At 72.4% G+C, this 2,082-nt stretch carries 2 protein-coding genes; one reads left to right on the top strand and one right to left on the bottom strand.

Translation table 11 applies throughout. From position 1 onward, the window contains the following. The coding region (locus tag AC08ON_RS16455; RefSeq protein WP_476617285.1) for a C2 family cysteine protease at positions 1–776 on the top strand (776 nt) is incomplete at its 5' end. A 21-nt stretch (positions 777–797) separates the two neighbouring features. Here the strand turns inward: AC08ON_RS16455 and AC08ON_RS16460 are convergent. Beyond that, on the bottom strand, positions 798–1,688 hold the full coding sequence (locus tag AC08ON_RS16460; protein ID WP_476608394.1) for a universal stress protein: 891 nt from the start codon (positions 1,686–1,688) through the stop codon (positions 798–800). Between the last annotated feature and the right edge of the window lie 394 nt (positions 1,689–2,082).

Here is a 2,082-nt window from a genome sequence, read left to right on the forward strand (position 1 = left end):
GCCCCGGCGAGGTCGTGGCGGTCGACCGCACCGGCGACCCGACGGTGCGTGACGGGATCAGCCCGAGCGATGTGGGGCAGGGCGGCGTCGCTGACTGCTACCTCGTCGCGGCGCTGATCGGCATCGCCCGCCAGGATCCCGGACTACTCGCGGAGCGGCTGCGAGCCAACCCCAACGGTACTGTCACGATCATCATGCACCCCCGCGGACCGGCCGGCGCAGGTGTGGGCGTCACCGCCACGGCCGCCCTGCCCGCTCGTCGGGTCCAGCCGCCGTACGGGCGATCGGAGGACGAGGCACCCGGGCCGCGGGCGCCGGGTACCTCCCGGTCGCGTGCGGCTGGGTACGAGGAGGTCGCGATGGACGGCGACGACGCGGCGGGACGGCCGGAGCTGTGGCCGGCGCTGTACGAGAAGGCCTACGTCCGGCTGCACGGCGGCTATCCCGCCATCGAATTCGGAAATGCGGCGACGGCCCTGCGGACGCTCACCGGGCGATCGGCGCACGTGTTCGCCGCCCACGAGGCGACCGTTCCCGCCCTCGGGGAGCTCCTCGCCGACGGCGAGGTGGTGATCGTGACCACCCGGCGTCGAACCCGATCCGGCGGACTCGTCGCGGCGCACGCCTACACCCTGCTCGCCGTGGACGTGGCGCGCCGGCGGGTGCTGCTGCGTAATCCGTGGGATCCGGCGCCCGGGCAGAACAACGAGCGGTGGTACGCCTGGGACGGGATCCTCCCGGACACGCATGCGGTCGTGCACGGCCCGACCCGTTGACGGTCGGTGGCTGCCGCCCCGCTACCGCTGCCGAATGATCGCCACCGGGGTGGGGCAGTGAAGCATGCACTGGTGGCTGACCGATCCCAGCAGCAGCTCGGCGAAGCCGCCGTGACCGCGGGCGCCGACGACGACGAGATCGCACTCGCGACCCTTGGCGATCAAGGCTTGGGTGGCCGAGGCGGGCACCACCACGGCCCGTAGGTCCAGTCCGGCCGGCAGTTGGCCGCGGTCGCGGACGCCCGCGATGGACTCGTCGAGCACGGCCCGGGCCTGGTCCTCCAGGGCCTGGGTGATCTCCCCCGGTGCCTCGGCGAACGGCAACGGGATCGCCGAGAGCCAGGCGTGCACGGCGATCAGCGGAACCCCGCGCAGTGCGGCCTCCCCGGCGGCCCAGGCGAGGGCCGACAGGGCGTTGGGGGAGCCGTCCACACCCACGGCGATCGGTCGGGACGGTCGGGACGGTGCACCAGCCGGGGTCGTGCCTTCGGCGGCGGTCGCGGCCTCGACGTCACCGCGGGCGATCACGACCGGAACCGTGGCGTGTACGGCGACGGAGGCACTGACCGCCCCGATCCGCAGCCGGTGCAGCAGCCCCTGCCCCCGGGCGCCGACCACGATCATGCGGGCGTCGCGGCCGACCGTCAGCAGGGCCTCCGCGCCCGGCAGGTCCACGGCCTGCTCCGTTACGGAGACGATCGATCCCGGTGGCGTGACCGCCGTCACGGTTTCGTGCAGCGTCCGCTCGGCAGCCTGCGCCAGGCCGGCCCGCATCCCGGACTGGGCCGGACCACGGGCGAAGCCGATCGCGGCTTGGATGCCGCACCCCTGCCACTCCGCCTCGGTGAACGCCCAGCGCAGCGCCGTGTGGGAGCCCCCGGAACCATCGACCCCGACCACGATGTCGGCCATCGTCCGCCTCCTTCGAAGCCCGGTCCGGGATACCCGGCTGGTCGGCGGGGAACCCCGTTCGCCCGCAGGGGAGGCCAACGCGGGGGGCCAACGCGGGGGGGCCAACGCGGAGTGGAGCTGCCCGCCGATCAACAGCTTCCGGTGTTGTTTTCGTGTGTTCTGGCCAGGTGAACCCTACGTTGGACCATCCTTCCCACCCGTCGACGTGATCCATGGTGAGAAGTGGTGAATGGTTGGGTCACCTGTCCTCGGTAACCCCGTCGTCGGAGCGGAAGCCACTGGGCGCCAGCCGCTCCCCTGCCGTGATCGATCGATAAGACGACGAGGTGCGACAATGGAGGTTGGGTGCAGTTCTCCCCAGGTGAGATCAAGCGGCGAGTGTGTAGCTGGGTGA

Source organism: Frankia sp. CoWAU3, from assembly GCF_977971855.1.